Annotated in this window: 15 protein-coding genes; 12 read left to right on the top strand and 3 right to left on the bottom strand. The window is 77.2% G+C overall.

The genetic code is table 11. From position 1 onward, the window contains the following. Positions 1 to 29 precede the first annotated feature (29 nt). From OOK31_RS03915 to OOK31_RS03935, 5 genes are all read left to right on the top strand, one after another. Positions 30 to 215, top strand: a complete 186-nt coding sequence (locus OOK31_RS03915; RefSeq protein WP_267010904.1) for a hypothetical protein — start codon at positions 30 to 32, stop codon at positions 213 to 215. Between the two features lie 75 nt (positions 216 to 290). Further along, positions 291 to 875 (top strand): ECF RNA polymerase sigma factor SigK, encoded by a 585-nt coding sequence (gene sigK, locus OOK31_RS03920; protein WP_267010905.1) that lies wholly within the window; start codon positions 291 to 293, stop codon positions 873 to 875. Then, on the top strand, positions 872 to 1,606 hold the full coding sequence (locus OOK31_RS03925) for an anti-sigma factor (RefSeq protein ID WP_267010906.1): 735 nt from the start codon (positions 872 to 874) through the stop codon (positions 1,604 to 1,606). Before sigK ends, OOK31_RS03925 begins: the two co-directional genes overlap by 4 nt. Before the next feature lie 426 nt (positions 1,607 to 2,032). Next, positions 2,033 to 3,616: a molybdopterin-dependent oxidoreductase gene (locus OOK31_RS03930; RefSeq protein WP_267010907.1), complete on the top strand. Its 1,584-nt coding sequence runs from the start codon at positions 2,033 to 2,035 to the stop codon at positions 3,614 to 3,616. A 131-nt stretch (positions 3,617 to 3,747) separates the two neighbouring features. Beyond that, positions 3,748 to 4,824, top strand: coding sequence for an esterase family protein (locus OOK31_RS03935; protein WP_267010908.1), 1,077 nt, complete (start codon positions 3,748 to 3,750; stop codon positions 4,822 to 4,824). 26 nt (positions 4,825 to 4,850) lie between these two features. On the opposite strand, the gene OOK31_RS03940 is transcribed toward OOK31_RS03935, so the two are convergent. The 3 genes from OOK31_RS03940 to OOK31_RS03950 form a co-directional block, all read right to left on the bottom strand. Then, positions 4,851 to 6,128: a cytochrome P450 gene (locus OOK31_RS03940; RefSeq protein WP_267010909.1), complete on the bottom strand. Its 1,278-nt coding sequence runs from the start codon at positions 6,126 to 6,128 to the stop codon at positions 4,851 to 4,853. Between the two features lie 84 nt (positions 6,129 to 6,212). After that, positions 6,213 to 7,511 (bottom strand): Ig domain-containing protein, encoded by a 1,299-nt coding sequence (locus OOK31_RS03945; protein ID WP_267010910.1) that lies wholly within the window; start codon positions 7,509 to 7,511, stop codon positions 6,213 to 6,215. Positions 7,512 to 7,670: 159 nt separating this feature from the next. Further along, complete coding sequence (locus OOK31_RS03950; protein ID WP_267010911.1) at positions 7,671 to 8,564, bottom strand: LysR family transcriptional regulator; 894 nt, start codon at positions 8,562 to 8,564, stop codon at positions 7,671 to 7,673. 586 nt (positions 8,565 to 9,150) lie between these two features. Between OOK31_RS03950 and OOK31_RS03955 the strand changes: the two genes are divergently transcribed. The 7 genes from OOK31_RS03955 to OOK31_RS03985 are packed head-to-tail and all read left to right on the top strand — an operon-like array spanning position 9,151 to position 26,574. Then, positions 9,151 to 16,620, top strand: a complete 7,470-nt coding sequence (locus tag OOK31_RS03955; protein ID WP_323188195.1) for an SDR family NAD(P)-dependent oxidoreductase — start codon at positions 9,151 to 9,153, stop codon at positions 16,618 to 16,620. Continuing rightward, positions 16,613 to 21,250: a type I polyketide synthase gene (locus OOK31_RS03960; RefSeq protein WP_267010912.1), complete on the top strand. Its 4,638-nt coding sequence runs from the start codon at positions 16,613 to 16,615 to the stop codon at positions 21,248 to 21,250. The genes OOK31_RS03955 and OOK31_RS03960 overlap by 8 nt, the downstream gene beginning before the upstream one ends. Beyond that, entirely contained in the window at positions 21,240 to 21,572 is a 333-nt protein-coding gene (locus tag OOK31_RS03965; RefSeq protein ID WP_267010913.1) for an acyl carrier protein, read from the top strand. Before OOK31_RS03960 ends, OOK31_RS03965 begins: the two co-directional genes overlap by 11 nt. Before the next feature lie 7 nt (positions 21,573 to 21,579). Then, the gene (locus OOK31_RS03970; RefSeq protein WP_267010914.1) at positions 21,580 to 22,428 is read left to right on the top strand and encodes an alpha/beta fold hydrolase; all 849 of its coding nucleotides are present in this window, start codon (positions 21,580 to 21,582) and stop codon (positions 22,426 to 22,428) included. A 2-nt stretch (positions 22,429 to 22,430) separates the two neighbouring features. Beyond that, entirely contained in the window at positions 22,431 to 23,624 is a 1,194-nt protein-coding gene (locus OOK31_RS03975; protein WP_267011826.1) for a glycosyltransferase, read from the top strand. After that, entirely contained in the window at positions 23,621 to 25,627 is a 2,007-nt protein-coding gene (locus OOK31_RS03980; protein ID WP_267010915.1) for a class I SAM-dependent methyltransferase, read from the top strand. The genes OOK31_RS03975 and OOK31_RS03980 overlap by 4 nt, the downstream gene beginning before the upstream one ends. Next, positions 25,624 to 26,574, top strand: coding sequence for a galactokinase (locus tag OOK31_RS03985; RefSeq protein WP_267010916.1), 951 nt, complete (start codon positions 25,624 to 25,626; stop codon positions 26,572 to 26,574). The genes OOK31_RS03980 and OOK31_RS03985 overlap by 4 nt, the downstream gene beginning before the upstream one ends. Positions 26,575 to 26,584: the final 10 nt, after the last annotated feature.

Here is a 26,584-nt window from a genome sequence, read left to right on the forward strand (position 1 = left end):
GGCCGAGCGGCCGACAGGAGCGCAGCGAGATGTCCGAGACCGAGCAGGAGCGGCCGCAGACCGAGGCGCCGGACGGCGGGACCGGCGGCCTCTGGGAGCGGCTCGGGACCTCGCTCGACGGGCTGGTGGAACTGCGCAAACGCCGGCCGTCGGCGCCTGCCGAGCACCGGGGCGGCGGGGAGCGGTCCGACGGGGCGGCGGCGACTCATGGCTGACGTCAGCCGATGGCGGGGCGGACCGGGAGGTGCACGGGGATGTGCGAGCGGGTGCGGATCAAGGAGGATCGGCCCGTGGACGACACGACGCGGGCCGAGGAGGGACTGTCCGTCCTGCTCGGGCGCGTCGCCGAGGGCGACGAGGCGGCCTTCGTCACCGTCTACGAGGCGGTGAGCGGGGCCGTGCTGGGCACGGCGTGCGCGGTGCTGCGCGACCGGGCCCAGGCCGAGGAGGTGACCCAGGAGGTGTTCGTCGAGGTGTGGCGCACCGCCGGCCGCTACCGGGCCGACCGGGGCGGCGTACGGACCTGGGTCCTGACGATGGCGCACCGGCGGGCGGTGGACCGGGTGCGGTCCGCGCAGGCGGCGGCCGACCGGGAACGGCGGTCCGCGCGGCTGGACGCGGCGCTCCCCGAGTTCGACGAGGTCAGCGAGGAGGCGTTGGCGCGGGACGAGCGGGACCGGGTGCGCGAGCGGGTACGGCGCTGCCTGGGCTCGCTGACGGAGATCCAGCGCCGGTCGGTGGCCCTGGCCTACTACCGGGGCCTGACCTGCCGCGAGGTGTCCGAGGCGCTGTCGGTGCCGCTGGGTACCGTGAAGACGCGGCTGCGGGACGGGATGCTGCGGCTGCGCGACTGTCTCGGGGTGAGCGGACGATGAGTGCGCAGAGCGTGCACGAGGCGACGGGGGCCTACGTCCTGGACGCCCTGCCGGAGCCGGAGCGGGCCGCCTTCGAAGCACACCTGGCGACCTGCGCGGAATGTGCCCGGGAGGTACGGGAACTCGCGGAGACGGCGGCCCTGCTGGGCGCGGCCGTGTCCGTCCCGCCGCCGCCGGAGCTGCGGGAGGCCGTGCTGCGGCGGATCCGCGAGGTACCGGCCGGTCGGCGACGGCACGCCTCCGCGGGCGCGGGCGGCCGGCCGCGGCTGCGGTGGGCGCTGGCCGCGTGCGTCGCGGCGGCGGTCGGGCTCGGCGGGGTCGCGGCCTGGCAGTACCGGCTGGCGGACACCGCCCGGCAGGACGCGCGGCAGGCGCGGGCCGGGTCGGCCGCGCTGACGGAACTGCTCGCGGCGCCCGACGCGCGGCTGGCCGTCGGCGGTACGGGCTCGGTGGTGGTGTCCCGGGCTCTGGACCGGGCGGTGTTCGTCCCGTCCGGCATGGCGCCGCCCCCGGCGGGGCGGGTGTACCAGCTGTGGCTCGCCGACCCGGGCGGGGGCATGCGCCCGGCCGGCCTGATGGACCCGACCCGCCCCGGCGCCGTTGCGCCCCTGACGGGCCCGGTGAGCGGAGCCACCGCCGTCGGCGTCACCGTGGAACCGTCGGGCGGCTCCCCCACCCCGACGACGAAGCCGCTGCTCCTCCTCCCCCTTCCGGCGCCACGGCCGGCGTAACGCTCCCGTCTCCCCGGCCGAAGCGTGGCCCGCCGCCGCGAACCGGCAGCCGGGCCACGCCCGACCCCGTGGGCGCTCCCGCCTTCGCGCCAGGCGCACCTCACCACACGGCGCTCCGCGCCCGCGCCTCGAACGCCGGCGGGGCTGGAAGTGCCCTCCGGGCACTCCCCCTCGGCGGGCCTGGCCCGGCCCGGCAACGGAGCTGCACCCGAACGGCCGCGTCGGCCACATCCAGCCCCGCCGGCGATTGAGGCGCGGGGTCCGGGGCGGAGCCCCAGGGTTTTGGAGCCGCGCCGGCGATGGAGGCGGGAACGGTGGAAGGGCGGGGCGGGGAGGGGCCCCGCGCAGCGGTGTGGGTGTGCTGGCCGTGGGGGGCCGGGCGGCGGACCCTTGGGGGAGGGCGGGATTCCGGAAGGGCGGCTCCGCGTGACCCGTACGAAGGCAGACCCGAAGCCCCGCAGGGCAGCCGCGGCCCTGAGCGGGCTGGCTGCCGCGTTCGCCGGGCTGGCGGCCGCCGAGCTGGCGGCGGCCGTCGTACGGCCGGAGGCGGCCCCTCTCACCGCCGTCGGCGGGGCGGTGGTCGACCGTACGCCGACCGCCGTCAAGGAGTGGGCCGTCCGCTCCTTCGGTACCTCCGACAAGCTGGTCCTCACCCTCGGCATCGTGGCCGTCCTGGCGGCGCTCGCCGTCGCCGCCGGGCTGCTCGCCGTACGCCGCCCCCGCGCGGGCATCGCGCTCGCCGGGTCGGTGGGGGTCCTCGGGGCGGTGGCCGCGCTCAGCCGGCCGGAGGCCGGCTGGACGGACGCGCTGCCCTCGCTGCTCGGCGGGGCGGTCTCGGCGGCGGTGCTGTACCTGCTGGTCACGGCCCTGAACCGGCGCCGCCCGGCCGGCGGCGGGCCGGCCGGGACCTGGCCGATGGACCGGCGGGGCTTCGGCCGGCTGGTGGCCGCCACCGTGGCCGTGTCGGCGGTGGCCGGCCTGGCGGGGCGGCGGCTCGGCGCCCACGGCGCGGCCGGGGCCACCGCCTCCCGGGCGGACCTGGTCCTGCCGCCCCCGGCCGTGCCGGCGCCGCCGGTGCCCGTCGGCGCTGACCTGCGGGTGCCGGGCACCGCCCGCTTCCTCACCCCGAACCGGGACTTCTACCGCGTCGACACCGCCCTGGTCGTCCCGCGCGTGGACGCGGACACGTGGCGGCTGAGCATCCACGGCGAGGGCGTCACCCAGCCCCTCACCCTGACCCTGCCGGAGCTGCTCGCCCGGCCGCTGGTCGAGCACGACGTCACCCTGGCCTGCGTCTCGAACGAGGTCGGCGGCCCGTACGTCGGCAACGCCCGCTGGCTCGGCGTACGCCTCGCCGACCTGCTGCGCGAGGCGGGGGTGCGGCCGCCGTCGCGGGGCGGACCGGCCGACCAGCTGGTGGCCCGGTCGGTGGACGGGATGACGCTGGGCACGCCCGTCGAGACGGTGATGGACGGGCGGGAGGCACTGCTGGCCGTCGGCATGAACGGCGAACCGCTGCCCTTCGCGCACGGTTTCCCCGTCCGGATGGTCGTACCGGGCCTGTACGGGTACGTGTCCGCCTGCAAGTGGCTGCGCGAGCTGCGCCTGACCACCTTCTCCGCGTACGACGCGTACTGGGTGCGGCGGTCCTGGGCCGCGCGGGCACCGGTGAAGACGCAGTCCCGGATCGACACCCCGCGCCCCCTCGCCGAGCCTGCGGCGGGCCGGGTGGCGGTGGCCGGGGTGGCGTGGGCGCAGCATCGTGGGATCTCCCGGGTCGAGGTACGGGTGGACGGCGGCCCGTGGCAGCAGGCGCGGCTCGGCGCGGAGGACGGGAACGACACCTGGCGGCAGTGGGTGTGGGTCTGGGAGGCGCCCCCGGGCCGGCACGTCCTGCAGGCCCGTGCCACGGACGGCCGGGGCGCGGTCCAGCCCGAGACCCGTACGCCGGTCCTTCCCGACGGCGCCACGGGCCTGCACACCGTCACGGTGCGCGTACGGCCGCGGTGACGCGGAACCGACGCGGCCGGCCCGGCTCCGCCGCGACACGCGCCGCGCCCGGCCCGCGGGCTGGCGGGCGCGGGGCACGGGGAGGGGATATAAGGACATCACCCGCTCTCCGTACGTCAGGAGCCGACGCCGTGGAGCTGACCAGTACGTCGTTCCTCGTCACGCTGATCGCCGTCACGGCGCTCGCCGTGCTCCTCGCGCTGCTCCTGTGGAACCGCGTCCCCGGGCCCGGGCCGGTGCGGTGGGCGGCGCGGGTGCTGATGATCGGGCTGTGCCAGCTGACGGCGATCTGCGTCGTCGCGACCTGGATCAACGGGAGCTACGGGCTCTACGCCTCCTGGGACGACCTGCTGGGCACCGGGAACGGGGCGGACGCCTCGTCGATGACGGGCCCGCCCGTCGGCCGCGCCACGTTCACGCGGGCCGCGGACGGCACCCTGAGCACCTACTTCCGGGGCAGCCACTCCAAGCTGGCGGGCCAGGTGATCGTGTGGACCCCGCCGGAGTACGACGCGCCGGGCGCGGACCGGACCCGGTTCCCGGTGCTGATGCTGCTGCACGGCTATCCGGGCACGCCGCGCTCCTGGCTCGACCTGGGATCCATGCCGGGCGGGCTGGACCAGCTCGTACGGCTGGGCGCGGCGCATCCGTTCGTCCTGGTGATCCCGGAGATCTATCCGGGCGGGGTGAACACCGACTGCAGCGACACCCCGGCGCGCAAGGTCGCCACCTGGCTCGCGGACGACGTCCCCGCCCTGGTGGCGAAGAACTTCCGGACGCTGCCCGAGCCCGAGGGGTGGGGGCTGATGGGCATTTCGACCGGCGCCTACTGCGCGGCGAAGCTGCCGCTCCAGTACCCCAAGGTGTTCCGCGCGGGTGCGGCGCTCGACCCGGATCCGCTGACGGGGGACCCCGAGGTGCTGCCCGATCCGGCGCTGCGGGAACGCAACAGCCCGCTGTGGCTGGTCCGCCACGCGAAGCGGGCGGACGTCGGGCTGTTCCTGGCGACCTCGGCGCAGGACAAGGACAGCCCGCCGCAGCAGCTGTCGGCCTTCACGGAGGCGGCCCGGGGCACCGGGGTGCGGGTCAAGACCCTCGTCCGCCCGGCCGGGGGCCACAACTTCCAGACCTGGAGCGGCATGTACCCCGACGCGCTCGGCTGGCTCAGCACCGAGGTCTCCCCACCCGCTCCGGCGGGCGGCGGCTGAGCCGCCCGCCCGGCGGCGGCCGCGGGTCAGCGGGCGGGGTGGTCCGGGGTGAGGCGGACGGGGAGGGTCTGGACGTTGTTGCTGATGAAGCTGCGCTGGTACGGGAGTTCGGCGTCCGGGACCGCCAGGTCGAGGCCGGGGAAGCGGGTGAAGAGCCCCTCCAGCGCGATCGTGGCCTCCAGGCGGGCCAGCGGGGCGCCCATGCAGTAGTGGGCTCCGTGGCCGAAGGCGAGGTGGCGGGCGGCGGTGGGGCGGGTGATGTCGAAGCGGTCGGCGTCGGGGCCGTGGAAGGCCTCGTCGCGGCCGGCCGCGGTGTATCCGGCGAGCACCGGGGTGCCCTGCGGGATCACGGTGCCTTCGACGGTCAGGTCGCGGGTCGGGTAACGGAAGGGGAACCAGCTGACGGGGGTGTCCCAGCGCAGGGTCTCGTCGACCACGTCCGACCAGGTCGCCTTCCCCTCCAGGACGAGGGCGAGCTGGTCCCGGTGGGCGCACAGCGCGCGGACGGCGTTGACGACGAGGTTGAGGGTGGTCTCGTGGCCCGCCACCAGCATCAGCCGCATGGTCCCGATGAGTTCGACCTCGCTGAGGCGGTCGCCGTCGCCCTCGCGGGCGGCTATCAGGGCGCTGGTGAGGTCGTCCCCCGGGGCCTGGCGGCGGGCGGCGGCGATCGCGCCGATGAGGGCGACGAGTTCCTGGAGGGCGGCCGTCTTCTCGGCCGGGGTGACGTCCGTGGCGATGATCACCGTGTTGGTGAGGTGGTGCAGCCGGCCCCGGTGCTCGGGGTCCACGCCGAGCAGCTCGCAGATGACGTTCATGGGGAGCGGCAGCGCGACGTGCTCGTACAGGTCGGCGACCCCGTCGGGGGACTCGGCGGCGGCGCGGTCGAGGTCGTCGAGGAGCTGCCCGGTCAACTCCTCGACGCGGGGCCGCAGTCGCTCCACCTGCCGGGCGGTGAAGGCCTTGCCGACAAGGGAGCGCAGGCGCCGGTGGTCGGCGTCGTCGGCCGTGTGCATGCCCTGGGCGTTGGCGAAGACGCGCAGCGGCCAGTCGGCGGGGATGGTGCCGTCGTGCAGGGCCGGGAAGTGGCGGGCGTCCTTGCCGACTTCGGGGTGGGAGAGGAACTCCTTGAGCGCGTCGTGCCCCAGCACGACCGCGCCGGGCACCCCGCCCGGGAGGACGACCTCGGCCACGGCGCCCCGCGCGCGCAGCCGGGCGTTGAGGGCGTGCGGGCAGCCGCCGGCCGGGTCGATCACGTGCGGGGCGTCCGGAGCGGACGGGGCGGGTGAGATGTGGGACGACAAGCCGGCTCTCCTGACCTGATGGACGGATTTCGGTCAACAGTGCGGCTTCGGGGGCGGCTTGTACAAGCCCGCCCCGTGCCCGTCTCAGAACCAGTTGAGAGTCAGGGGGAAGAGGGTGCCGGCGGTGGCTCCGGTGGAGTCGGTGGCGGTGGCGGTGACCTGTACCGTTCCGCTGCCCCAGGGTTTGCCGGTGATCCGTCCGGAGGAGTTGTCGAGGGTCAGGCCGAAGGGCAGTCCGGTGGCGGCGAAGCGGACGGGGGCCCGGCCGCCGGTGGTGGTGAGCTGGACGGTGCAGGACTGGCCGATCCGGCACGTCTGGGGGCCGGGGCCGGTGAACTGCAGCCCGCCGGGGGTGGGAGTGGGCGTGGGGGTCGGGGTGGGCGTCGGGGTCGGGGTGGGCGTCGGCGTCGGGGTCGGGGTCGGGGTGGGCGTCGGGGTGGGCGTCGGGGTGGTGCCGCAGCCCGGGGCGGCCTCCGGGGGCAGCGGGACCCGCCAGATCTGGGTGTCGTTCTCCGAGCCGACGAGCAGGTTCGCGCAGTCGGCGTACGTCACCGTCTCGCCCTGGGACTGGGCGGGCAGCGCGACGTCGGCGAGCTTGGTGCCCGAAGTGTCGTACACGGAGGCGGTGTTGGCGCCCAGCGGCCCGCCGCTGCGCAGGGTGTAGGAGGCCCCGGTCGGCGAGAAGGCTCCGTCGGTGGCGAAGACGGGGCCGGGCCGGACGGCGGTGAGGGTGTTGACCTGTCCGGTCACGGGCGCCGGCGGGGCCTGGTACAGCTGGCCGGGGGCGCCGATGAGCTTGCTGGCGACGTGGATCCGGCCCGTGAGGGGGTCGGCGAGCAGGGACTCGGCGTCGTGCCTGCCGTCGGCGTAGGCGAAGCGGTAGGTCACCGGGGTCACGGAGGCGTTGGTGAGCTGTTCGGGCTCGGGGAAGCTGTGCACGGTGATCTCGGCGCGGCCGCTGAAATTGTCCCCGATGTCGCCGACGAGGACGGCCGGGCCGCCCGAGGCGTCCTTGCCGATCGCCAGGCCCTCCCAGTCGGTGTTGCCGACGCCGGAGACGGTGAAGGTGGCCACGAGCCGGCCGGTGGCGGTCGTGCAGTCGATGGCGAAGACCTGGTTGGTGTTGCCGCTGTCGTTGACGGCGTAGAAGACGCCGGGGTGTCTGCGGCTCATGGCGAGGCCGCTCTGTTCGGCCAGGCCGCCGGGGAGGGTGCACTTCTTCTCCGGGGCGAGGGCCCCCACCTGGGCGGCGGGGGCCGCGGGGGTGGCCGTGGCGGCCGGCGAGGCGGTGGCGGTGACCGTCCAGGCGAGGGCGGGCAGGACGGTGGCGAGGGCCGCGGTCGCGAGGGCGGCGGCCCGTGGGGGTGTGAGGAGTCGGGGCATGCGCACCATGTGAGGTGGCGTCGGCCGATGACACCAGGCCCCGCCGCGGCCCGCTCCGGCATGGTTCGATGCCGGGGCGGCATGCACCGCACGCACGCTCGCCCGCCCGCCCGCCCCGCCCCGCCCCGGATCCGGCGCCGGGCCGTACGGGCGCCCCGCTCAGCGCAACGGTTCGCGTACGGGTGCCTTGCGTCCGGCGTGCGCGATGAACGCGCGGGCGGCGCGGCTGAGCGGCCTGCGGGCGTGCGCGATGCCCACCGGGCGCAGCAGGGGCGGGGTGAAGGAGCGGATCTCGGCGCGGCTGCCGAAGGCCCTGGCGACCACGTCGCGGTACCAGATGAGGGAGCCGCGGCCGTCGGTCACGCCGGTCACCCAGGCGAGGCGTTCGTCGACCTCCAGGGAGGGGACGGGGCGTACGCCGAGGCAGCTGAACATGGCCTCCATCTCGGTACGGCGTCCGGTGCCCGGGGTGGGCAGCACCATCGGCAGCCCGTCGAGCATGCGGAACGGCACCGGGTGCGGCAGCCGGGAGCCGATGGGTGAGATCAGCACCACTTCACGCTCCTGGATGTGGTGGGTGGAGAGCTCCTTGTCGACCGGCAGGTCGACGAGCGCCAACTCGGCGCGTGCCTGCATGAGTTCCTGGACGAGGGTCTCGCGGCTGTCGTACTGCTGGAGTCTGACCTCGATGCCGGGGTAGCGCTCGGTGAAGTCCGCGACGAGGTCGGTGGCCAGGTCGAGGGCGAGGGTGGGGGTGGTGACGACGGACAGTGTGGTGTGGGCGTCCTTGCCGTGCGGGATTCCGATGTCGTCGATGGCCTCCACCGCGTTGAGCACGGTGCGGGCCAGCCGGACGACCCGGGCCCCTTCGGGTGTGAGGTCCACCCCCCTTCCCCGGCGTGCGAGGAGTTCGACGCCGAGGTCGCGTTCCATGGCCTGGACGGCCCTCGACAGGGCGGACTGGGCGACGAACACCGAGGCGGCGGCGCCGGTGATGGACCGGCAGTCGGCGACGGCGACGAGGTAGCGGAGCTGGGCGAGTGTGGGGGTCATGAACGGACGGTAACCGGACAAGGTTGTTCCTGTAAGGGTCGTCAGGTGAACAACCGTGCCCATCTGGAGCGGCGTTCATACCGCTTGGGCGACGAGACATGCCGGTACGGCATGCGCCCCCGCGGGTCCGGCCGGCGGGCCGGGGCGCCGTTCCCCGCCCGTCCGGGCGGGCATCGCCGCAGGCCGACGGCCCGGGCGGCGCGTGCTGCGGGCCTGCAGGTGGGCGGATTTCGGGCCACCGGGAGGGACGGGCGGGCTGACTGACGTACTCCGCATGCCTGTTGACAGTGCGGGGCGGCCACCGCACGATGCATCGCGGCGCCAGTGAGTTTGATCACTGTTCAATCAGACCGTCACCTCCGGCGGTCCGCCCGGCCGGTGCGCGCACCGCCGCACGCCCCGCTCTCCCCGTACCGCGGGCCCCCTGCCCGCCGTACTCCCCCGTTCTTCCGCCCCGTACTGCGCCATGTCACACAGCACTGGAAGAGGAGCGTCCGTGACCCTGTCCGTGACCCCGTCCGTGGACCCGTCGGTGACCCCGCCCCTGCCCCGGCCCGTGCCCCCGCCCGCGACCGCGACCCTGACCGTGACCGCACGGCCCTCCCGGTCCGCCGGAACCCGCGAACTGGTCGTCGCCGTCAGCCCGTTCGAGGAGCCGAACCCGGGCATCGTGGCCGCCGCCGAGCGCGCCGGGGCCCTCGGGCTGCTCGACCTCGGCCGGGATCCGGACGCCGCCCGGCGCGGGCTCGCGGAGCTGGTCCGCCGGCTGGACGGGCGCCCGTACGGGGTGCGCGTCCCCGCCGGCTGCCCGGTGGGGCCGCAGGAACTGCCGGCCGAGGTGGACACGGTGCTGCTCGCGGACCCGGCCGCGCACACCGCGGGGGCGGTGGCCGCCTGGGCCGGGGCGGCCGGGCGGCCCCGGGTGTGGGCCGAGGTGACCAGCCCGGCGGAGGCCCGGGCGGCCGTGGACGCCGGGGCGGGGGCGCTGGTGGCCAAGGGGCACGAGGGAGCCGGCCGGGTGGGCGGGGCCACCACCTTCGTCCTGCTCCAGCAGCTCCTCGCCGGCCCCGGCGCGGGGGTGCCCGTACGGGCCTGCGGCGGGATCGGGCTCCACACGGCGGCCGCGGCCGTCGCGGGCGGGGCCGCCGGGGTGGTCCTCGACGCCCAACTCGCCCTGACCCGCGAGGGGGAGCCGGACCTGCCCGCCGAAGTCGTCACGGCACTACGGGCGATGGACGGCTCCGAGACCCGGCTGCTCGACGGCCACCGGGTGTACGCCCGGCCCGGCGCGAAGGGACCCGAGGGGCCGGTCGCGGGCCTGCTCGGCGCCCGCGACCTGCACACGCAGCTGCTGCCCGTCGGCCAGGACGGGGCCTCGGCGGCCCGGCTCGCCGCCCGGTACCGGACCACGGGCGGGGTGCTCCAGGCCGTACGGGAGGCCGTGGCCGGGCACCTCGCGGCCGCCGTACGGGACCGGCCGCTCGGGCGGCCGCTCGCCGTCGCCCAGGGTCCCATGACCCGGGTCAGCGACCAGGCGGCCTTCGCCGAAGCGGTCGCCGCCGAGGGCGGGGTGCCGTACCTGGCGCTCGCCGTGATGGCCGGCCCGGACGTACGCACGCTCCTCGCGGAGACCGCCGAACGGCTCGGGGAACGGCCCTGGGGCGTGGGCCTGCTCGGCTTCGCCCCGCCCGAGCTGCGCCGCGAACAGCTCGCGGCCGTGGCCGAGTTCCGGCCGCCCCACGCGATCGTGGCGGGCGGGACCCCGGCGCAGGCGGCCCCGCTGGAGGCCGCCGGGACCCGGACCCATCTGCACGTGCCCTCGCCGGGGCTGCTGGAGCGGTATCTCGCCGAGGGGGCACGGCGGTTCGTGTTCGAGGGCCACGAGTGCGGCGGGCACGTCGGGCCCCGCGCCTCCTTCCCGCTGTGGGAGGAACAGATCGAGCGGCTGCTGTCCTGCCCCGAACCGGAGGCACTGGACGTGCTGTTCGCGGGCGGCATCCACGACGGCCGGTCCGCCGCGATGGCGGTGGCGGCCGCCGCGCCGCTGGCCGCGAAGGGCGCCCGGATCGGCGTACTGATGGGCACCGCCTACCTGTTCACGCAGGAGGCTGTGGCGGCGGGCGCGGTGCTGCCGCGCTTCCAGCGGGCGGCCGTGGAGTGCTCGGACACGGTGCTGCTGCACACCGCTCCCGGGCACGCCACCCGCTGCGCCGCCACCCCGTACGCGCGGGCCTTCGAGGAGACCCGGCGCCGGCTGACGGACAGCGGCGCCGAGCCGCGCGCCGTGTGGGAGGAGCTGGAGCTGCTCAACCTGGGGCGGCTGCGGATCGCCAGCAAGGGTCTGCGGCGGGGTTCCGGCGACGCCGGACTCGAGGCGGTGGCCGAGGAACAGCAGTACGCGGAGGGGCTGTTCATGCTGGGGCAGGCCGCGACGCTGCGGTCCGGCACCACGACGGTCGCGGAGCTGCACACCGAGGTCACGGCGGGGGCCGCGGACCGGCTGGAGCGGCGGGCGGCGGAGTTCGCGGGGGCGGAGCCGACTGTGGACGCCGCTGTGGACGCGGCTGCGGGCGCCGGCGGGGAAGTGGCCGACCCGCTCGACGTCGCCGTCGTCGGCATGGCCTGCGCCTACCCCGGCGCCCCCGACCTCGCCTCCTACTGGGCGCGGATCCTGGCCGGTGCCGACGCCGTGACCGAGGTACCGGCCGAACGCTGGGACCCGGACCTCTACTACGACCCCGACCCGGCCCGCGCCGGGGAGCGCACCCCCTCCCGCTGGGGCGGGTTCCTGCCGCCCGTTCCCTTCGACGCCCTCGCGCACGGCATCCCGCCCACCTCGCTGGCCGGGATCGAACCGGTGCAGCTGCTGGCCCTGGAGATCTCCGCGCGGGCCCTCGCGGACGCGGGCTACGACAGCGACCGGACCTTCGACCGCTCCCGCACCTCGGTGGTCTTCGGCGCGGAGGCCGGTACCGAGCTGGCGGGCGCGTACGGGCTGCGGGCGCTGCTCCCGTCCTACCTGGGCGCCCTCCCGGCCGCCCTGGACGAGCAACTGCCCCGGCTCACCGAGGACTCCTTCCCCGGCATCCTCGCCAACGTCATCGCCGGCCGCGTCGCCAACCGGCTCGACCTGGGCGGTGCGAACTGCACGGTCGACGCCGCCTGCGCCTCCTCCCTCGCCGCGCTGGACCTGGCCTGCCGTCAACTGCGCGACGGCGACAGTGACATGGTGCTGTGCGGGGGCGCCGACGTGCACAACGGGATCAACGACTACCTGATGTTCTCCTCGGTGCGCGCCCTGTCGCCCGGGGGGCGCTGCCGGCCCTTCGACGCGGCCGCCGACGGGATCGCGCTCGGCGAGGGCGTGGGCGTACTCGTACTGAAGCGGCTCGCGGACGCGGAGCGCGCCGGCGACCGCGTGTACGCCGTGGTCAAGGCGGTCGGCGCGGCCAGCGACGGCCGCTCGCTCGGCCTGACCGCGCCCCGGCCCGAAGGACAGCGCCGGGCGCTGGACCGGGCGTACGCGCGGGCCGGGATCTCCCCCGCCGACGTCGGACTCGTCGAGGCCCACGGGACGGGCACGGCCGTCGGCGACGGCACCGAACTGGCCGTCCTGAGCGAGCTGTTCACGGAGGCCGGAGCGGCCCCGGGCTCGTGCGCACTGGGCTCGGTGAAATCGCAGCTCGGGCACACCAAGTGCGCGGCCGGCCTGGCCGGGCTGATCAAGGCCGCCCGGGCGGTGCACGCGGGGGTGCGGCCGCCGACCCTGCACATCGACACGCCGAACCCGGTCTGGGAGGAGGAGAGCAGCCCCTTCTCCTTCGACGCCGAGGCCCGGCCGTGGGCGGTGCCCGCCGCGCGGCGCGTCGCCGGGGTGAGCGCGTTCGGCTTCGGCGGCACCAACTACCACGCGGTGCTGGCCGGTTACGGAGGCTCCGAGGAGCCACGGCACGGCCTGGAGGAGTGGCCCGCCGAACTGTTCTGCTTCCGCGGTGAGGACCGGCGCGCGGCGGGCCGGGCGATGGCGCGGCTCGCGGCGCGACTGGAGGAGAACGACACCGCCGGACGGCCGTGGACCCTGCGCGACCTCGCGGCGGAGACGGCCGCCGGCGGCGGCCCGGTCCGGGTGGCGGTGGTGGCCCGCGGCCTGGACGAGCTGGCGGCCCGGCTGGAGCAGGCCCGGGCCTTCACGCCCGGCGCGGGGGTCCACGTACGGGACGAGGCGGCCGATCCGGGGCGGGTGGCGTTCCTGTTCCCGGGGCAGGGCAGCCAACGTACGGGAATGCTGGGTGAGTTGTTCACGGCGTTCCCCGCGCTGCGGGAGCTCCTGGACACGGCGCCGCGGGCGGTGGTCCGGGCGGTGTTCCCGCCCGCGGCCTTCACCGCGGGGGCGCGGGCGGCGCAGCGGGCGGCGGTCACCGACACCCGGGTCGCCCAGCCCGCCCTGGGGCTGGCGGGGGCCGCGGCGCACCTGCTGCTGGGCCGGGTCGGGGTACGGCCGGACTGCGTCGCCGGGCACTCGTACGGGGAGCTCACCGCGCTGTGGGCGGCCGGGGTGTACGGCACCGGGAGCCTGCTGCGGCTGAGCGCGCGCCGCGCCGCGGCGATCGTGGCCGCCGCCGGGGCGGAGCCGGGGACGATGGCGGCGGTGTCCGCGCCGCCGGAGGAGGTACGGGAGATCGCGGAGCGGGCCGGGTGCGTGGTCGCCAACCACAACGCGCCCCGGCAGTGCGTGATCTCGGGCCCGGACGCCGCGGTGGCCTCGGCGGTGGCCGCGCTGCGGGAGGCGGGCCTGTCGGCGGAGCCGATCCCCGTCGCCTGCGCGTTCCACAGCGGGGTGGTGGCGGGGGCGGCCGACGCGCTCGCCGAGGAGCTGGCCGGGACGGCGCTGGCCGACGCCGCCGTCCCGGTCTGGTCGAACACGACGGCCGCGCCGTACCCGGGGGACGCGGGGGAGGTACGGGACCTGCTGGCCCGTCAGCTCGCGCAGCCCGTACGGTTCGTGGAGCAGGTGGAGGCCATGTACGCGGCCGGGGTGCGTACCTTCGTGGAGGCCGGGCCGGGCCGGGTGCTGAGCGGGCTGGTCGGCCGGATCCTGCACGGCCGGCCGCACACGGTGGTCCCGCTGGACGTGCCGGGCGAGCACGGGCTCGTCCGGCTGGTGACGGCGCTCGCGGAACTGGCGGCGGCGGGCGTGCCGTTGGAGCCGGAGGCCCTGTTCCGGGGCCGTACCTCCCGCCTCCCGGACCGCGCGCCCCGCCGGCCGGGCTGGCTGGTGGACGGCCACCTGGTCCGCACCGCCGACGGCACCCCCCTCCCGGGCGGCCTCCACCCGCCCCGCCGGATCGCCCTGCCGTCACCTTCCACCCCGGACCGGGGGGCGGTCGCGGGCACCGGCAGCGTGCCGGCGGGCAGTGCGCATGCCGGGCCGGGCCGCGCCTTCGGCGGTGCGGGGGGTGGCGGTACGCCTGCCGGACCGGACACACCGTTCAACGGCCCACCGGCAACCGGAGCCGCCGCCGCAGGCGCCGTGTCCGGAGGCGCACCCGACGACGGTTGGGCCGCGGGCCCGGGCGCAGCCTTCGCCGGCATGCCGACGGCCGGTACGGCCGCGGGTGCAGGCGGCGGCTTCGGTGGCGGTGCGCCCTCCGGGCCGGGCACCCCCTTCAGCGGTCCACCGGCAGCCGGTGCCGCCACAGGTGCGGGCGCGAGGTTCGGTGGCGACGGGGTGCCCGCGTTCCTCGTGGGGGGTGATGGGCGGGAGGAGGTGGTGCTCGAGTACCTCCGGGGCGCCCGTGAACTCGTACAGGCGCAGCGGGACGTACTGCTCGGCTACCTGGGCCGCTGGACGGCCCCCGCCGGGACGCCGGATGCGGCGTGGGCCGCAGGGCGGGCCCGGCAGGCCGTCGACGTCGCCTGGGCTTCCGGGCCTGACGGTACGGGGGCCGGGGCGCTGGGGGCGGGCGCCGGCCGGAGTGGCTGGGCAGTGGCGGGCGGGGGGCCAGGTCCGGAAGGTGCCCCGTCCGTGCCGGGAACGGCTGCGGGCGCGGATGCCTACGCAGGCGCCGCCGCCTGGGCTGCGGGTGAGGGCTCCCGGACGGGCGCCGATCCGTGGTCCTCTGCCTCGGCCCGGGGCACGGGCACCGGGCCGGGGGCTGCGGGCGCGGGTGGCGGGCCCTCGGATCCGGGTGCGGGCGCCTTCACCGGCGCCGCCTCCCGGGCTCCGGGCTCCGGTACCGCAGCTTCCGGCGACGCAGGTGTCGCCGTGCTGTCCGCCGAGGCCGTGATGGACGCGGTGCTGGAGATCGTGCACACCCGGACCGGGTATCCGCTCGACATGCTCGACCCCGCCCTGGACCTGGAGGCGGACCTGTCGATCGACTCCATCAAGCGCGTCGAGATCATCGGGGCGCTGGCCGACCGGATCGGGCTCCCCCAGGGCGCGGACGGGTCCACCGAGTCCGCGGTGGAGGAGCTGTCCCGGATCAAGACCCTGCGCGGGATCGTGGACTGGGTGACGTCCCGCGCGCCTGCCGGGCCGGCGCAGCCGGACGTCGCCACGGTGCCGGCCGGGCCGGCGCGGCCGGACCTGGCGACGGTGCCGGCGCGGCCGGACGTGACGGGCGCCGCGCCGCGACCGCTCGCGCGGCTGCGGGTGGAGACGTTGCCCGTGGGGCCCGCCGACGGGGATCCGGGCGTGCTGCGGGGCTTGCGGATCGGGATCGTCGAGGACGGTCAGGGTGTCGCCCCGGCCCTCGGCGGGGCCCTGCGCGGCCTGGGGGCCGAGGCGGAGGTCCTCCCCGCGGCGCGGGACGGCTTCGACGGGATCGTCGACCTGTCCGCGCTGCGGGCGGCGGCCGAGGCCGACCCGGTGCTGCCCGAGGCGTTCCCCGGGCTGCGCCGCGCCCTGTCCGGCGGGACGCGCCGTCTCCTGCTGGTCACCGCGCCCGGCATCCCCGGTGCCGGCCTGCACGGCTTCGCGCGCAGCGCGGCCCTCGAGTTCCCGGGGGCGCTGATCCGTGCGGTCGGCGTCCACCCCAAGGAAGACCCCGAGCGGATCGCGGCGCAGCTCCTGTCCGAGCTGTGCTGCCAACCGGCCGAGACCGCGCAGGAGTTCGCCTCCGTTGCGTACACCGCTGAGGGCGTCCGGGTCTCCCGGCAGGCGGTGCCCGCCGCCCTGACCGGCTCGGGCGGAGGACTGCCGCTCGACGCGGGCTCGGTGGTGCTGTTGACGGGCGGGGCCCGCGGTATCACCGCCCGGACCGCGCTCGCGCTCGCCCGCGCCACCGGCTGCCATATCGAGCTGGTCGGCCGTACGCCGCAACCTCCGTCCGGGGCCGACGAGTTCGGGCAGGCCCAGGACCGGGTCGCGCTGCGTGCCGCGCTGATCGGGGCCGGGCTGCGCACCCCCGCCGAGATCGAGGCGGCCGCTTCGCGGATCCTCGCCGGGCGGGAGGTGCGGGCCACACTGGGGGCCCTCACCGCGGCGGCGGCCTCGGTCCGCTACCACTGCGCGGACGTCACCGACGAGCGGGCCGTGCGGGCCCTGGTGGCCGACGTACGGACCCGGCACGGCCGGCTGGACGGCATCGTGCACGGCGCGGGCGTGCTGCGTGACGGGCTGCTGCGCGACAAGCAACCGGCGGACTTCGCCGAGGTGTTCACCACCAAGGTGGCCGGGGCCCGGCACCTGGCCGCGGCGGCGGCCGAGCACGGGGCGGGGCCCGCGCCCCGCTTCCTGGCCCTGTTCGGCAGTGTCGCCGGGGTGTACGGCAACCGCGGCCAGAGCGACTACGCGGCCGCCAACGACGCCCTCGACACTCTCGCGCACGCCTGGGCGGAGTCCTTCCCGGGCCGGGTGCTGGCCGTCGACTGGGGTCCCTGGGCGGCGGAGTCGGGCGGGATGGTCACCCCCGAGCTGGAGCGGGCGTACGCGCGGCGCGGGATCCCGCTCATCGCACCGGAGGCGGGCACAGCCGCCTTCCTGGACGAACTGGCGTACGGGGACGACGTACAGGTGGTCGTGATGGCAGGGGAAGGCACCGGCGATGAGTGAACCCGGACCGCGCCGCGGGCGCGCGCGGCGCGGACCGCGCCCGACGGACGCGGCGATCGTGGGCATGGGCGCGGTGTTCCCGGGGGCCGCCGATCTGGCCGCCTACCGGCGCAACCTGCTGGCCGGCACGGACTCGATCGGTGACGTGCCGCCGGGGCGCTGGGATCCCGAGGTGTACTACGACCCGGACGCCGCGACTGGTCCCGCCGCGGGCGACCGTTTCTACTGCCGGCGCGGTGGCTTCGTCGACGGGCTGACGGCCTTCGACCCGACCCGGTTCGGGATCATGCCGGCCGCGGTGGAGGGTGCCGAACCGGACCAGATGCTGGCTCTGCACGCGACGGCCGAGGCGGTGGCGGACGCGGGCGGTGAGGACCGGCTGCCGGCCGACCGTTCCCGGATCGGGGTGGTGCTGGGGCGCGGCGGGTTCATGGGGGTGGCCACCGCCCGGCTGGACCAACGGGTGCGTACGGCCCATCAGTTGGCGCAGACCCTGCGGGAGCTGGCGCCGGAGTTGGGTGAGCGGCGGATCGCGGAGGTGCGTTCGGCGTTCCAGGAGGCGCTGGGCCCGGAGCGGCCGGACGCCTCGATCGGGCTGGTGCCGAGTTTCACGGCTGCCCGGACCGCGAACCGGCTCGACTTCCGCGGCCCGGCCTACACCCTGGACGCCGCGTGCGCCTCCTCCCTGCTGGCGGTGGACCAGGCGGTGGGGCTGCTGGCGGGCGGCCGCTGCGACGCGGTGGTCGCGGGGGCGGTGCACCACTGCCACATCGCGACGCTGTGGAGCGTGTTCACGCAGCTGCGGGCGCTGAGCCCGACCGAGCGGATCCGGCCCTTCGACCGGCGCGCCGACGGCACCCTGCTGTCCGAGGGCACCGGTGTGGTGCTGCTGAAGCGGCTGGCTGACGCGGAACGCGACGGCGACCGGATCTACGCGGTGATCCGCGGGACGGGTGTCGCCGGGGACGGCCGCGCGGCGAGCCTGATGAGCCCGCTCGTCGCCGGGCAGGTACGGGCCCTCGAACGGGCCTGGCGCGAGTCGGGGCTGGATCCGCGCGAGCCGGGCGCGCTGGGGCTTCTGGAGGCGCACGGTACGGGAACACCGGTCGGGGACGTCGCCGAACTGGACACCCTGGCCCAGGTGTTCGGGCCGCCAGGGGCGGGATCCGGCGGGATCGGGTTCGGCTCCGTGAAGTCGATGCTGGGGCACACCATGCAGGCGTCCGGGATGGCGGGGCTGATCAAGGCCGCCCTCGCCGTCTACGAGGGGGTGCTGCCGCCCACCCTGCACCTGGAGGAGCCGCACCCGGACCTGGCCAGGACCCGGATGCGGCCCGTGACGGCGGCGCGGCCCTGGGAGCGGGGGCCCGCGCCCCGCCGGGCCGGGGTGAACGCGTTCGGCTTCGGCGGGATCAACGCGCACGTGGTGCTGGAGGAGGCGCCGGCGGCCGCCCGCCCCACGGCCCCGGTCCGGCGGTTCCTGCCGCTGGGGGCGACGGCCGTAGCGGTCGGGCCGACGCCGGAGCCGGGGGCGGGCGGGGCGCGGGAGGAGGTCCTGCTGCTGGCGGCGGACAGCGTGGCGGAGCTGTCGGCCCGGCTGGCGGCCGGATCCCCGGCCTCCGGAGGCGACGGGCCCTGCCGGGTCGCAGTGGTCGGGCCGACGCCGCAGCGCCTCGCGCTGGCCGCGAAGGTGGTGGGGCGGGGGCGGGCCTGGCGCGGGCGCGGGGACGTGTGGTTCGCGCCGCGCCCGCCGGGCGGCCGCCTGGCGTTCCTCTTCCCGGGCCTGGAGCCGGAGTTCGCTCCGGTGGTGGACGACGTGGCGCGGCAGCTCGCGCTGGAGGCGCCCCGGCTGACGGGGGGCGGGTCGCTGGTGGAGCGGGCGCTGGACGCCGTCGCGACGGGCCGGTTCTTCGCGCGGGCGCTGCCCGCGCTCGGCATCGGGGCCGACGTACTGGCGGGGCACAGCCTCGGCGAGTGGGCGGCGATGGTGGCCGCCGGAATGTATCCGCAGGAGGCGGCCGACGCGTTCCTCGGCTCGCTGCGGCCGGGCACCCTGCGGGTCCCCGACCTCGTGTACGCGGCGCTGGGCTGCGGGGCGGCGCGGGCCGAGGCCGCGCTGCACGGCCTGGACCGGGTGGTCGTCAGCCACGACAACTGCCCCCACCAGTCGGTGGTGTGCGGTGAGCCGCAGCAAGTGGCCACCGTGGTCGCGCGGTTGCGCGGCGAGGGGATCATCGGGCGGGAGCTGCCGTTCCGTTCGGGGTTCCACACCCCGATGTGGGAGCCGTACCTCGGGCAGGTCCGGGCCGCCTTCGACCGGCTGCCGCCGCAGGCCGGCGCCGTGCCCGTCTGGTCGGCGACGACGTGTGCGCCGTTCCCGTCCGAACCGCAGGAGGTACGTGACCTGGTGGTCCGTCACCTCCTGGAACCGGTCCGGTTCCGCGAGCTGGTCCTGCGGCTGTACGAGGACGAGGGCGTACGCGGCTTCGTGACGCTGGGCCCCGGCAGCCTGCCGGGGTTCGTCGAGGACACCTTGCGCGACCGCCCGCACCTGGCGGTGTCCACCTCCTCCCCCCGCCTCACGGGCCTGGCGGCCCTGACCCGCACCTGCGCCGCCCTCTGGACGGAGGGCCACACCCCCCACTGGCACCTCCTGACCACCCCGCCGACACCGCAGCCCCCCGGTGCGGACCCGGGGCACGGCGTACGGCCGCCGGTCGCCGCCCGCGACGGCGCCCGGGGCTCCGGCGCCCGGCCCGGCGTGCCCCTCGACCTGGGTTCCCCGCTGGTCAGCCTGGGGGTGCGGGCCCGGGCCGCCCTCGGCGGTCTCCTGGCTCCGGCACCGACGCGGCCGCCGGCAGCCGGCGCCCGGCCGGTCCTGCTGTCCGCCCTGGACACGGTCCTCGCGGACACCGACGCGGCCGCCCGGAGCATCACCGCCGCCTGGTCGTCCGTACACCCGCCGAGCGTGCCGGCCCCGACGCCCGGTCCCGCCGCCGGACCGGCCCTCGCCGCAGCAGGGCCCGGAACGAGCCCGGGAAGCGCCACCAGGGCCGGTTCCGAAGGGAGCGGCGCGGGGGCGGGGCTCCGGCGGGTTTCGTTGGCCGCGCTGCCCTACGTACGGGACCACTGCGTGTACCTGCAGCCCGACGGCTGGGCCGAGGACTCCGACCGGTTCCCCGTCGTGCCCATGACCACCATGCTGGAGCTGGCCGCCGAGACGGCGCTGCGCGGCGCCGCGCCCGGGCTCGTCGTCGTCGGGTACGAGGACGTGCGGGCCCTGCGCTGGCTGGCCGTCGAGCCGCCCGTCGAGGTCGGGTTCACCGTGCGTGCCGAGGGGCCCGGCCGGGTCCGGGTCGGGCTCGGGGAGTACGCCTCGGTGGTCGTGCTGCTCGGGGAGGCGTACGGGGCCGCGCCCGCGCCCGCCGCCGCCGCACTGCGCGATCCGGAGCCGGCCCCCGTCAGCGCGGAGGCGCTCTACCGGGACCGGTGGATGTTCCACGGCCCGCGTTTCGCCGGGGTCCACGAGGTGCGGACGGTCGGCTCCGACGGCATCGACGGGGTACTGCGGGCCCTGCCCGACCCGGGGGCCCTGCTCGACGCCGCCGGACAGCTGTTCGGGCACTGGATGCAGCTGCGGCTGCCCGTGGACCGGCTGGTGTTCCCCGCCACCGTCGACCGCGTCCGCTTCTACGGCCACCCGCCCGCCCCGCGGGAACTGGTCTCCGCCGCTGCCCGGATCCGGGAGGTGAAGGAGGTCACCGTCCGCGGCGACCTCGAACTGCGGCGCGCCGGCGGGGAGGTGTGGGCCCGGATCGAGGGGTGGACGTACCGCCGGTTCGGCGCCGACGAGCGGGTCTGGCCGATGAAGTTCACCCCGGAGGTGTGCGGTATCGGTGAACCCCGCCCCGAGGGCTGGGTGTTGGCCCGACGCCGCTGGAGCGACCCCGCCTCCCAGGAGCTGGTGATGCGCCGCTACCTGGGCGCCCCCGAACGGGCCGTGTACGAACGGCTGTCGCCGCGCGCCCGCGCACCCTGGCTGCTCGGCCGGATCGCGGCCAAGGACGCGCTGCGGCAACTGCTGTGGGACGGCGGCGCGGGCCCGGTGTTCCCGGTGGAGGTGCCGGTCGGCAACGACGCGGCGGGCCGGCCCGTCCCCGGGGGCCCGCTCGCCGGGGGCTTCCGGCTGACGATCGCCCACAAGGACCGCATCGCGGTCGCCCTCGCCCACCCCGTCCACGCGGTCGGCATCGACGTGGAGCCGGTGACCGCCGACCCGGACGCCCTGATCCGTGTCGCCCTCGGCCCGGGCGAGCTGCGGCTCGCCGAGGAACTGGCCGCCCGCGAGGGCACCGTACTCCCGGCCGCGCTCACCGCCCTGTGGTGCGCCAAGGAGGCCGCCGCGAAGGCGGCGGGCCAGGGGCTCGGCGGCCGGCCGCGCGACTGGCGGGTGTCCGCCGACGGCCCGGACGCCGCCGGGCTGGTGGTGCACTCCCCCGACGGCCGCCCGTACCCGGTCCGTACGAGCCTGCTCACCACCGCCCCGGCCGACCACGTCGTGGCGTGGACCGCCGACGGCACACCATCCTCCCCTTCCTTCCCCCTTCTGGAGACCCGTCATGGCAACTGACATCCTCGCGGAGATCACCGGCATGCTCGTGGAGGTCGTCGGAGACGACCAACTCCTCGCGGAGGAGGTCACGATGAGGACGACCTTCAACGAGGACCTCGCGCTGGAGAGCATCGAGTTCGTCGCCCTCGCCGAGCTGCTCCACCACCGCTACGGCGCCCGCGTGGACCTCATGGGGTTCCTCGCGGAGAAGGACATGGACGCCATCCTGGCGATGTCGGTGGGTGAACTCGTCACCCACATCGGCCGGGTCACGCACGCCTCCCTCGCCGCCACGGCGGCGTCCCCGGCATCGGCCACCTCGACCGCCTCCGCCGGCTGAGCCCGTCATGGCCTTCGTCCTCGCGGGCTCCCTGCGCCTCCACGTCCAGCGGCTCCCGGCCACCGCCGGGGCCTGCGGCCCCGACCGTCCCGTCGTCGTGTTCCTGCACGGGCTGGTCGTCGACAACCTGTCCTCCTTCTACTGCCCCCTGGCCGTTCCGGTCGCCCGCGCCGGCCACGAGGCCGTGCTCTACGACCTGCGCGGGCACGGCCGTTCGCAGCGCCCGGCCGACGGCTACGACAGCCGCAGCGCCGTACGCGACCTGTTCGCCCTGCTCGACTCCCTGGACCTGGGCGGGCGCCCGGTCCACCTGGTCGGCAACAGTTACGGCGGCACGCTCGCCCTGCACGCCGCCCTGGCCCGGCCCGACGCCGTCACCGGGCTCACCCTGCTCGAACCGCCGCTGGGCGGGGCCTGGGTGGAGAACATGGTGGACACCCTGTCGGCGGCCGCCCTCAGCCTGGAGGACAGCGCGGTACCGGCCGAGCTGCTCACCCTGCGCCTGCGCAAGGCCGCCCACCTCACCTCCATCGCCGACGAACTCCTCAACCGCACCAGCCTCATCGACGACATCGCGGGGAGCCGCACCTTCACCCCCGCGGACTACGCCCGGCTGCGCTGCCCGGTCCTGGCCGTCTGCGGCGAACACTCCGAACTCGTGCCGGGGGCACGGGAACTGGTACGCCACGCCCCGCACGGCACCCTGCGGATCCTGCCGGGTCTGGGCCACGACGTCCTGAAGGAGAACAGCGGCGTCCTACGGGAGACCGTGCTCGCCCATCTGGAGGCGACGGCCGCCACCCCGGCCCCGGTCCCGGAGGCGGCGCGGCCGCGGGCGGGAGCTCTGGTCCGGTGAGGGTGCTGTTCGTGGTGCCGCCGCTGGCCGGGCACGTCAATCCGACGGTGGCCGTCGGCGCCGAACTGGCCGCCCGGGGGCACGAGGTGGCCTGGACCGGGCCCCCCTCAGCGCTCGCCCGGCTGCTGCCCGCGCACTCCCGGATCCTGCCGGCCGGCGAGGAGGGCGGCCCCGGCGGCGGGTACACGGCGCTGCACGACCGCTGGCGCGACCTGCGCGGGGTCGCGGCGCTGCGGTTCCTGTGGGAGGAAGCCCTGGTCCCGCTGGCCCGGGCGATGGTGCCGGGGGTGACACGGGCCGTACGGGACTTCGGGCCGGACGTGCTCGTCGCCGACCAGCAGGCCCTGGCCGGGCCGCTGGCCGCCCGGCGGCTGGGCATCCCGTGGGCCACCTCCGCCAGCACCTCGGCCGAACTGACCCGTCCCTTCGGGGACTTCCCGAAGGTCGGCGCGTGGGTGGCGCAGCAGATCGGCGGCCTGCTCGCGGAATTCGGGGAGACGGGGGCCGGGGAGACGGGGGCCGGGGCGGAGGGGACCGGCTGGGACCCGCGGTTCTCGGAGCGGCTCGTCCTCGTCTTCTCCACCCCCGAACTCGTGGGCGGGGAGGGCGCGTTCCCGCCGCACCACGCGTTCGTCGGACCGGCCTTCGGGGCCCGCCCGGCCACGCCCGGGTTCCCCTGGCAGCGGCTCGACCCGGACCGGCGGCGGGTCCTGGTGTCGCTCGGCACCCTCAACCAGGAGGCCGGGGGCCGCTTCTACGCCGCCGTGCTGGGCGCCGCCGAACGGCTCGCCGGGCAGGTGCAGCTGGTGCTCGCCGCGCCCGCCGCGCTGGTCGGGACCGTACCGGGGCACGTCCTGCTCCAGGAGCGGGTCCCGCAGCTGGAGTTGCTCCCGCACCTGGACGCGGTGGTCTGCCACGCCGGCCACAACACCGTCTGCGAGGCCCTCGCCTACGGGCTGCCGCTGGTCCTCGCCCCGATCCGGGACGACCAGCCGATCGTGGCCCGGCAGGTCGTCGAGGCCGGGGCCGGGGTACGGGTGCGGTTCGGCAGGACCCGGGCGGAGGAGCTGCGCGACGCGCTCACCGCCGTACTGGACGAGCCCGGCCCCCGCCGGGCCGCCCGTCGCATACAGGCATCGTTCGCCGCGGCGGGCGGGGCCGCCGCCGCGGCCGACCGGTTGGAGAAGCTGTCATGACGCCCAGTACGCCGCTCCCGCTCCCCCGGGGCCGCTGGACCTCCGCGCTGCTGCTGGCCGCGCTCGGCGCCGGCACCGTACGCGCCGGGCGCCGGCTGCGGGCGATCCCGGTGCTGCCCCTGGCCGGGGCCGCCCCCGGCACCGTCCCGCGCGCCGCCGGCTGGCGACTGCTCACCGCTCGGGGCGTCGAACCCGACGCGGCCACCTTCCTCGCCGCCTGCGCGCACGCCGACCGCGAGGGCCTGCGGGTGCTGGACCTGCTGCCGGGGGACCTGCCCGCCGAACGGGCCCTGGGCCTGCTGCGCCTGGTCGACCCCACCCGCTACCGGCAGGACCGGCTGGGCGAGGGCCGCGGCGCCGGCTTCGCGGTCCTGGTGGCCGAGGACGTCCTCGCACGGGCCGGCCTCGAACCCCCCTGGGACCCCTGGGACCCGGAACGGGGAGAACGGGAGCCGGCCGGACCGGGGCGGGCGGAGCCCGACTGGGCAGAAGCCGACCGGGTGGAGTCCCGCTGGACGGACCCCGGCCGGGTGGGGCGGCCCGGGCCCGGGGAACTGATCGCGCTCACCCGGCGGTTGAAGGAGTACGCCCCCGGGGCCACCGGTCTGGCCGTCGCCCCCGGCTTGAGCTGCGGGACGGCCGCAGCCCCCGGCCCGGGGTCGCGAGGTGCCGGGCAGGCGAGGGTCGCCGAGTTGCGGGCGTACGGGCTGCCGCCCGGGCCGCTGGCCGCCGCGCAGCTCGCCGGGCTGGCCCTGCTGGCCGGGGTCGCGCTGCGCCAGGGCCGGTGGGGGGTCGCGGCGGCGGGGCTGTACTGGCTCCAGCCGGCGCTGGCCCTGCGCGGGCCGGGCTCCCCGCTGCGCCCGGCCGGTCTGGTCCGGGACACCGCCGCCCGGCCGGGGCTGGCCCTGGCCGCCGCCGTGCGTACGGCCGCGGCGGCCGCCCGCGACCGGCGGGCCGGGCCGGACGCGGCCCGCGTCGCCGCGTACCGGGAGGATCTGGCGGCCGGGACGGACCGGTTCTTCGAGGCGCGCCGCCCGGACTGCCCCTGGTGCGGCTCCGGCCACCTCGCCGTCCGGGTGCGGGTTCCCGACCTGCTCCAGGGCAAGCCGGGCCGTTTCACCCTGGACCGGTGCGGGGACTGCGGGCACGTCTTCCAGAACCCGCGCCTCAGCCCGGAGGGGCTGGAGTTCTACTACCGCGACTTCTACGACGGCCGGGGCGGTGAGGGCGCGGGCACGGTGTTCGGCCGGCTCGGTGCCTCGTACCGGGCGCGCGCCGCGATGCTGTCGCCGTACGGCGAGCCGCGCTCGTGGCTGGACGTCGGCACCGGGCACGGCCACTTCTGCAACGCCGCCCGCGACGTGTGGCCCCTGACCCGCTTCGACGGGCTGGACATGGGCGACGGGGTCCGGGACGCCGAGCGGCGGGGCTGGGTGGAGACCGGGTACCAGGGTCAGTTCCCGGAGCTGGCGTCGAAGCTGGCGGGCCAGTACGAGGTGGTCAGCATGTACCACTACCTGGAGCACACCCGGGACCCCCTGGCCGAACTGGACGCGGCGGCGGCCGTCCTCGCCCCGGGCGGGTACCTGACGGTCGAGGTGCCCGATCCGGAGTCGCGGATGGCCCGGCTGCTCGGCCCGGCGTGGCTGCCCTGGTTCCAGCCGCAGCACCAGCACCTGGTGCCCGCGGCGAACCTGCGCGAGGCGCTGGCCGACCGGGGGTTCACCGTCCTCGCGGAGGAGCACGGGCCGGCCCACCAGGGCAACGACTTCTTCGGCGCGGTCGCCCTCACGGCGGCCCGGCTGGCTCCGGATCCCGGCCGGCCCTGGGCGCCCCGGCTCCCGGCCCCGGCCCGGGCGCGGGCCTTCGCGGCGGTGGTACGGGTGGCGGCGCTGCCCTGCTTCGCGGGCGCGGCGGTGCTCGACGCCCTGCGTACGGTCGCGGCGCGGCGTACGGACGGCGGGAACGCCTACCGGGTGCTGGCCCGCAAGGACGCCCCGTGACGGGCGCCGCGCCGGCGCCGGCCGGCGGCGGCCGGGACCTCGCGGGGCGGGCCACCGCCGACCCGCTGGTGCGTCTCGTCGCGCACGCGCTGGAGGCCGCGCACGGCCGGCCGCCCGCCGCCGTGTGGAGTGCCCCGTACGCCTTCCGCCTGGACTCCCCCGGGCTGGTCGCGGCGGCCGGCTGGCCCACGGCCGCGGCGGCGGCCCCGCGCGACGACGGCATCGTGCGGCTCAGCTCCCTGGGTCACCCGGCGGACAGCTGCGACCTGCCGCTCACCCCGTCGGGGCCGCCGCCGGCCGCGCCCGCGTGGGCCGTACGGCCGTACGCGCTGCTGCGGGCCCTCGCGCGGGCCGGGGTCGGCTCCGGCGGGACGGACCTGCACGTGCAGGGCTCGCTCACGGCGGCGGCCGGGCTGGCCACGGCGGAGCCGGCCGACTGTGCGACGGCCCTCGCCGTGGCCGACGCGCACGGCGGGCCGGGGCGGGAGCCGGACCGCGCGCGGCTGGCCCGGCTGCTGGCCGGGGCGCTGCCGGACGGGGACGACGCGCTGCGCCGGGCGGTGCTCTTCGCCCGGCCCGGGCAGGCCCTGCGGACGGCGCCCGCCCCGGCCCCCGGGCAGCCGCGGTACGTGCCCTTCGACCCGGCGGCGTCGGGAACGCGGCTGGTGCTCATGGCCGTACGCGGCGCCCCGGGGCCCGGTGCGGCGTCCGGGAACCCGGGCCTGGCGGCCGAGGTGGCCCGGGCCGTGGACCGGGCCCGCCGGGCGGGGGCCCTGAACGCCTGGCAGCCGGGGCGGCTGCCGGGGCCGGGCGTGCTGGTGCTGCTGCCCGCGGCCCGGCTGACGGCGGTGCGGGCCGCGGTCGCGGAGGACTTCCGCGGCCGGGGGCGGCCCGTGCCGCGGTTCCTGAACATCGCCGTGGCCGGTGCGGCCCGGCGCGAGGAATGACGTCGGCGGC

This window comes from Streptomyces sp. NBC_00249 (genome assembly GCF_026342355.1).
Classification (GTDB): domain Bacteria; phylum Actinomycetota; class Actinomycetes; order Streptomycetales; family Streptomycetaceae; genus Streptomyces.

Bases quoted from the DNA above. Each gene is read 5' to 3' on its own strand.
- OOK31_RS03915 (WP_267010904.1), top strand. From the start codon at position 30: ATGTCCGAGACCGAGCAGGAGCGGCCGCAGACCGAGGCGCCGGACGGC.
- OOK31_RS03950 (WP_267010911.1), bottom strand. From the start codon at position 8,564: ATGACCCCCACACTCGCCCAGCTCCGCTACCTCGTCGCCGTCGCCGAC.
- OOK31_RS03945 (WP_267010910.1), bottom strand. From the start codon at position 7,511: ATGCCCCGACTCCTCACACCCCCACGGGCCGCCGCCCTCGCGACCGCG.
- OOK31_RS03925 (WP_267010906.1), top strand. From the start codon at position 872: ATGAGTGCGCAGAGCGTGCACGAGGCGACGGGGGCCTACGTCCTGGAC.
- OOK31_RS03980 (WP_267010915.1), top strand. From the start codon at position 23,621: ATGACGCCCAGTACGCCGCTCCCGCTCCCCCGGGGCCGCTGGACCTCC.
- OOK31_RS03970 (WP_267010914.1), top strand. From the start codon at position 21,580: ATGGCCTTCGTCCTCGCGGGCTCCCTGCGCCTCCACGTCCAGCGGCTC.
- OOK31_RS03960 (WP_267010912.1), top strand. From the start codon at position 16,613: ATGAGTGAACCCGGACCGCGCCGCGGGCGCGCGCGGCGCGGACCGCGC.
- OOK31_RS03965 (WP_267010913.1), top strand. From the start codon at position 21,240: ATGGCAACTGACATCCTCGCGGAGATCACCGGCATGCTCGTGGAGGTC.